The sequence below is a fragment of the Paraburkholderia humisilvae genome (assembly GCF_902859855.1).
Taxonomy (GTDB): Bacteria; Pseudomonadota; Gammaproteobacteria; order Burkholderiales; family Burkholderiaceae; genus Paraburkholderia; species Paraburkholderia humisilvae.
Window position 1 is genome coordinate 1 of sequence record NZ_CADIKH010000373.1, and the last position, 1127, is coordinate 1127.

The following is a 1127-nucleotide window of genomic DNA, read 5'->3' on the forward strand; positions in this document are numbered from 1 at the left end:
ACTGGTGCGGCGGTAGCTTCGATCCCGCTGCCTTTGACCTTCAGGGCGTCAACGAACGCCTCTTCGAGATCAAATTCTGATCGTCAAGACGGCCGACAAATGTCGCTTACCTTGCCTTGTTGTCGCCGACGGTGCCAGCGCTGATCGCGTCGGCGGGCGATCGTGCCGGCATGCGCTTCCTCGAGTTTTTCGCGTCGGCGATCCGCAACCAGCACACGCGCCGTGCCTATGCGCGCGCCGCGGGGGACTTTCTGGGGTGGTGCGCCGGTGTGGGCGTGACGTCTCTGGTTGAGGTGCAACCGTTGCACGTGGCAACTTGGGTCGAGCGGCCGACACAGACATCGTCAGCGCCGACCGTGAGCAGCAGCTCGCCGCGATCCGCCACCTGTTCGACTGGTTAGTCATCGGCCAGATCGTGCCGCACAACCCGGCCGCGTCGGTGCGTGGGCCCAGTCACTCCGCGAAAACGGGCCGCACGCCGGTGCTCGACCCGGGTGAGGCGCGCCAGGTGCTCGACAGCATCGACGTGACCACACCTGCAGGTCTGCGCGATCGCGCGCCGATCGCACTGATGGTGTTCTCGTTCGCGAGGGTGGGCGCCGCGCTCGCGATGCGCGTCGAGGACGTCTATGTGCGGCAGCGACGCCTGTGGGTGCGTCGCGGGAGAAAGGTGGCAAGGCGCATGCAATGCCATGTCACCGCACGTTTGACGCGTACCTGCACGCCTACCTCGAGGAGACCGTGATTGCAGGCGAGCCGAAGGGGCCGCTGTTCCGCACGATTGCGCGCGGTACTAGGCAGCTCAGCACCACGCCGCTACCGCAGGAGAACACCTACGCGATGGTGCGGCGCCGGGCGCGGGCGGCCGGCATCGGCACAGCGATCAGCAACCACACGTTCCGTGCGACCCGGATCACGGCGTACCTGAAAAACGGCGGCACGCTGGAGAATGTCGCGGTGATGGCCAACCATGCGTCAACGCGCACCACACAGCGCTAAAACCGGCGTCACGATGACATTATTGACCTTTCCATAAATCATGACGTCACCACAAGGTTGCCTGAATCCAGCACGCGGCGATGATCGAAGGTCGGTGCTGAGCGCTTTTGAGCTTGTTGCGAGCGACG

1 pseudogene is annotated in these 1127 nt (G+C 64.8%); it reads left to right on the plus strand.

Going from position 1 to position 1127, the window contains the following annotated elements:
• The first annotated feature begins 170 nt into the window (after positions 1 to 170).
• A pseudogene (locus HV796_RS42615) lies at positions 171 to 999 on the plus strand (tyrosine-type recombinase/integrase).
• The last annotated feature ends 128 nt before the right edge of the window (positions 1000 to 1127 follow it).